Genomic DNA, 4,717 nt, shown 5'->3' on the forward strand with positions numbered 1-4,717 from the left:
CCCCGGAGCAATCCCTGGAGTGGTCTGACAGCGGTGTCGAAGGGGCGCACCGGTTCCTCAAGCGTCTCTGGCGCCTGGTGAACGAACATGCCGCGGCTGGCGATGCGCCGGCTGTGGAAGCATCGGCGCTGAACGATGCGCAGAAGAATCTTCGTCGCAAGACTCACGAGACCATTGCCAAGGTCAGTGACGATATCAGTCGTCGTCTGACGTTCAATACAGCCATTGCCGCCGTGATGGAGCTGCTCAACGATGTTGGCAAACTCCAGGGTGACGAACCCCAGACCCGGGCGGTCCGCCAGGAAGCCCTGGACACAGCAGTACTCGTGCTGTCGCCGATCGTTCCGCACATCTGCCACACCTTATGGCAGGCGTTGGGTCACGAAGAGCCGGTCGTCGATGCGGCCTGGCCCAAAGCGGATGAGTCCGCCATGGTTCGCAGCCAGATCCAGGTGGTCCTGCAGGTCAATGGCAAGGTGCGGGCCAAGGAGGATGTGCCTGCCGACATCACCAAGGCCGATCTGGAGAAACTGGCTTTGGAGAACGAGAACGTCATGCGCTTTACCGAAGGGGCAACGGTGCGCAAGGTTATCGTGGTTCCCGGCAAGCTGGTGAACGTGGTGGCCAACTGATATGTCCCGCTACGCTGCCCTGAGATCCGCCCCACGCCTGATGTCTGCCGCTGTTATGGCGGCGCTTCTTGCGGGGTGCGGATTCCAGTTGCGGGGAGCACCACCGGTTTCTGCGGCCCTCGAGCCCTTAGCGGTGGACTGTTCATCACAGATTCCCGGCACGCTGTGCCAGTCAATACGGGAACAGCTCAGCCTTGGTGATGTCAGGCTCGTACCGGTGGCAGAAGCGGACTATATCCTGCGCCTGAGAAACTTTGAACGGGACCGTCGCGCGTCCGCCATTACCGCCCAGGCCGGCGCTGCAGAGTACATCCTGCGTCACTCCGTGGATCTTGAGGTTATCAGCGCCGACCAGGTTCCGATGGTAGCCACAACGCGCCTGTCAACCAGCGAAAGTTACCGGTACGATGAAACCAACGTGTTGGCGAAACAGCGGGAAGAGGAAACGCTGCGCCAGCAAATGGATGATCGCCTTGCGCAACAGGTTATATTCCGGCTGGCTCCGCTGACTCGGGAGAGGATTGAAGCCATTCGGACAGAACACCAGCGCAACCGGGAAGCCGACGCCTCAGCCACAGGCAAGCCATGAAGACCAACCCGGGACAGCTATCCCAATTACTGAAAAAGGGCCTTTCTCCGGTTTATCTTATCTCCGGGGATGAGCCGCTGCTGGTCCAGGAATGCTGTGACCAGATTCGAAAGGCCGCGAAAGACGCGGGCTTTCACGACCGTCTGACCTTCCATGCTGACCAACAACTGGACTGGAACGCCGTTGCGGAAGAGTTCAGTGCCATGTCGTTGTTCGCGGAGAAACGGCGCATCGAGATTCATCTGCCAACCGGCAAGCTGGGTGACGGCCGTGCAGTACTGGAACGAGTGCTGGCTGATCCTCCCGAAGATATCATCCTGCTGCTGATCAGCGCCCGCCTGGACGCGGCGGAAACCCGCCGCAAATGGTACAAGGAGCTCCAGGGAAAAGGCGTACACGTGCCGGTGTGGCCCGTCGATGCCGACAAATTCCAGGGCTGGCTGCAGCAGCGGGCCAGCAACCGGGGTCTGAGTCTGACCCGGGGCGCACTGGCCATCATGAGCGAACGTCTGGAAGGTAACCTGCTTGCTGCCAGTCAGGAGCTCGACAGGCTGTCGCTGCTGGCAAACGGCAATACCATCGACGAGGAAACCGTTGAGCAGGCAGTCCAGGACAGCTCCCGGTTCAATGGCTTTGAACTGGTAACCGAGTTGATCAGTGGCCGGGCACCCCACGCTGGCAAGATGATTACTGTCCTGCAACAGGAGGGAGAGAACCCGCTTGGCCTTTTGACGGTTCTCAGCCGCGACCTGAACCTGCTGCTCGAGCTGAAGTCCTCGGCCGGCCAGTCCGAGAATCCGGCTGCCTTCCTGAAAAAACGCGGCGTTTTCCAACCTCAAAGAGCACGGGCCCTGGAACAGGCCGCCCGCCGGCTGAACCGTTCCCAGCTCAACAACGCGATCGCCCTGTGCAGCCAGATTGACCGGGCCGCCAAAGGTTTCGATCCGCTGACTCCATGGCATTATCTCCGGGACATGTCTGCCCTGCTCGCAGCCCGTTCCTGACCTGCATCAAACTCTTTCCTCCTTGTCACTTTCTGACATGGCTGCCCCTTGACAGTTTTTTACGATCGGGCGCATTGTAAGCACACCAACAATCCAAGGAGGTGCTTGATATGAGTCTTCAAGAAGAACTCAAGAAGCTGTCGGAAAAAGTGAAACAATACCGGGATGAGGCGCGCGTCCAGATGCATCTGGCCCGTGAAGACGTTAAGGACGAATGGGAGGATCTCGAACAGGATTGGGATCGTTTCAGAAGCAAGATCGATGAAGTTCTGCACGATGCCGAGAACGCGTCCCAGGAAGCTCGTCAGACCGCATCAAAACTTGGCGAAGACCTGAAAACCGGTTACCAGAACATCCGCAACAAACTGAAGTAATACTGTTAACCCGTTAACATTACGCCACAAATTTCTAGCCTGGAGGCTCCGTGGTTTGGAGCCTCTGTGCCATACTTCACAGTATCCGTGAACAAAGCGTCATAGTTTTGACCCGCTTGATCAGATCCTGACCAGTGAGGCCCGAATTGACAGGGTGCTTGAACACACTGCGAGGTATAAAAGGCGTATGAAAAGATTCTTACTGATACCCACAGCACTTGGCCTATTGCTCACCACTACCCTCGTGATTGGCCAGAATACCCGGTTCAGTGATCCAAAAACCGTTGTTACCGATCACTTCTGGGGTGACCTTTACGCCAGTGGCGGCAATTCCTTCTTCTGCAACACCGCCTTTACAAGCAAAGGATTCGTTCTGACGGACGGTTATGTCTATCCATTGGCCGATGTCCGCAGCGCACTCGACTGTGGCACCTCGCGTCAATGTGAACAGGATAACCGCTACCGTCAGATCGCGTCTGACATGCACAACATGGTACCGGTGCGCAGCCGGACCGAGATGGGCCGGCGAAACGCTCGTTACGAGGACCTGGGCTCGTCAGTAAGCGAAGACGAATGCGGCATTCGCCAGAGCGCCCAGTTCTTTGAGCCCCCGGGGCGGGTAAAGGGAGATGTGGCGCGCACGGTGGCCTACATGGTGGACACCTATGATTTGCCCTGGCTTGGCTCCTCGGCGGTGTTCAAGGGCTGGAACAGGCTGGACCCGCCGGATGATAGCGAGCTGACCCGTCACGGGCGCATTGTCGAAATCCAGGGTAGTGCCAATCCCTTTATTACCAACCCGGAGAGAATGGAGCGACTCTGAGAGTCCGGGAAGCTTGCCCTGCTGACCAATTAACCATAAAAAAACAGGCCCGAGGGCCTGTTTTTTTGTGCCTGAGTCTTGCTGGCTAATCAGAACTCTTCAGCCGTCAGCGCCATCATGGAGTCGCTGCCGCTGCGAATACCTTCAGCCAGTGAAACGGTCTTGGGCAGCAGGCGGTCAAAGTAGAAGCGCGCGGTCTTCAGTTTACCGCTGTAGAATCCGGAGGTATCTGAATCCGCCTGGGGCGCAGCCGCTTTGACGATCTTCGCCCACATATAACCCAGAGCGGTCAGGCCAAACAGATCCAGATAGTCCACAGACGCTGCCCCAATGGCATTCGGGTTATCGCCAGCCTGTTTGATCACGTGCTCGGTTACATCGTCAAGGCGCTCAACCGCTGCCGCAAGAGGCTCGAGGAACGGGCGCAGGTGCTCGTCACCACTGTTCTCTTCAAGGAAGCTCGCGACATCCTGGGCAAACAGTTCGTAGAGCTTACCCTGGGTACCGACCACCTTCCGGCCCATCAGGTCCAGCGCCTGGATACCATTGGTTCCTTCGTAGATCTGGGTAATGCGGCAGTCACGAACCAGTTGCTCCTGACCCCACTCACGGATGAAGCCATGGCCACCGAAAACCTGCTGGCCCATGATGCAGGCATCCAGGCCGCGATCGGTCAGGAAAGCCTTGGCCACCGGTGTCAGCAGCGCCACCATGCCCTCGGCGTGCTTGCGCCGCTCGTCGTCCTCGGCATACTTGGCGATATCCAGCCACTGGGCCACGTAGGTTGAGAAAGCACGACCGCCCTCCACATAGCCTTTCATGGTCAGCAGCATGCGACGGACATCCGGGTGTACCAGAATCGGATCAGCCGCCTTCTCGGGCTGCTGGGCACCCGTAGGCGCACGGCTCTGGGTGCGGTCGAGGGCATAGTCCCGGGCACTTTGCAGTGACGCCTCGGCAGCACCGATACCCTGAATGCCAACCCCGAGACGCTCATAGTTCATCATGGTGAACATGGCCGCCAGGCCCTTGTTCTCCTCGCCGACGAGCCAGCCTTTGGCGCCATCAAAGTTCATGACGCAGGTCGCAGAGCCCTTGATGCCCATCTTCTTCTCGATGGAACCACAGCTGAAGCTGTTACGCTCACCCAGGGAACCATCGTCATTCACCAGGAACTTGGGCACCAGGAACAGGGAAATACCCTTCGGGCCTTTCGGTGCGTCCGGAAGCTTGGCCAGCACCAGGTGGATGATGTTCTCCGCCATGTCGTGCTCGCCCCAGGTGATGAAGATCTT

The 4,717-nt window shown here is 58.3% G+C and carries 6 protein-coding genes; 5 read left to right on the forward strand and 1 reads right to left on the reverse strand.

Annotation, left to right across the window (positions count from 1 at the left end):
- The 5 genes from B2W52_RS06255 to B2W52_RS06275 form a co-directional block, all read left to right on the forward strand.
- Positions 1 to 632, forward strand: a 632-nt coding sequence (locus B2W52_RS06255) for a class I tRNA ligase family protein (protein WP_286801977.1), incomplete at its 5' end; no start/stop codon positions are given.
- Position 633: 1 nt separating this feature from the next.
- A complete protein-coding gene (locus B2W52_RS06260) occupies positions 634 to 1,221 on the forward strand; it encodes an LPS-assembly lipoprotein LptE (protein WP_273070416.1) in 588 nt (195 codons plus the stop codon).
- Complete coding sequence (holA, locus tag B2W52_RS06265) at positions 1,218 to 2,225, forward strand: DNA polymerase III subunit delta (protein WP_273070414.1); 1,008 nt, start codon at positions 1,218 to 1,220, stop codon at positions 2,223 to 2,225. Before B2W52_RS06260 ends, holA begins: the two co-directional genes overlap by 4 nt.
- 110 nt (positions 2,226 to 2,335) lie before the next feature.
- Positions 2,336 to 2,599 (forward strand): hypothetical protein, encoded by a 264-nt coding sequence (locus B2W52_RS06270; protein ID WP_008170101.1) that lies wholly within the window; start codon positions 2,336 to 2,338, stop codon positions 2,597 to 2,599.
- A 187-nt stretch (positions 2,600 to 2,786) separates the two neighbouring features.
- Entirely contained in the window at positions 2,787 to 3,422 is a 636-nt protein-coding gene (locus B2W52_RS06275) for an endonuclease (protein WP_008170100.1), read from the forward strand.
- An 89-nt stretch (positions 3,423 to 3,511) separates the two neighbouring features.
- Here B2W52_RS06275 and B2W52_RS06280 read toward each other — a convergent pair.
- Positions 3,512 to 4,717: acyl-CoA dehydrogenase C-terminal domain-containing protein (locus B2W52_RS06280; protein WP_286801983.1), on the reverse strand; the 1,206-nt coding region annotated here is incomplete at its 5' end.

The organism is Marinobacter sp. UBA2498, assembly GCF_002341575.1.
Lineage (GTDB): Bacteria > Pseudomonadota > Gammaproteobacteria > Pseudomonadales > Oleiphilaceae > Marinobacter > Marinobacter manganoxydans.